Source organism: Staphylococcus sp. GDX7P312P (assembly GCF_008385775.1).
In the GTDB taxonomy this organism is placed as follows: domain Bacteria; phylum Bacillota; class Bacilli; order Staphylococcales; family Staphylococcaceae; genus Staphylococcus; species Staphylococcus haemolyticus.
The window spans coordinates 1-273 of record NZ_VUKI01000089.1 but is presented as its reverse complement, the minus strand read 5'-3'; the positions used below and the strand labels follow the sequence as shown (position 1 = coordinate 273).

The following is a 273-nucleotide window of genomic DNA, read 5'->3' as shown; positions in this document are numbered from 1 at the left end:
CAGGCGAAGATGGGGCGGCTGATGAAGAAGTTGGACATGGCGCAGCGTCCTCAAGGCTTGGCGCCCGTGGTGCCTGGCGTGCCCGGGGTGGGCGTGGCCTCAGGGGGGCTTTTCCAGGGCACGGGCTTCACGGGGGTGTTGCCACGCAGCTTCTGGAAGCCGTCCACCATCACCTGTTCTCCGGCCTTCAAGCCGCTCAGCACCACCCATTGGCCGGACACCGCCTGGGCGATCTGCACGGCTCTCACACTGACCGCGCCATCGGGGGCCACC

General features: G+C 68.1%; 1 protein-coding gene. It reads right to left on the bottom strand.

The window, feature by feature from the left end; genetic code table 11:
* Positions 1 to 50: 50 nt before the first annotated feature.
* The coding region (locus tag F1592_RS13900; protein ID WP_483883266.1) for a permuted SH3 domain-containing protein at positions 51 to 273 on the bottom strand (223 nt) is incomplete at its 5' end.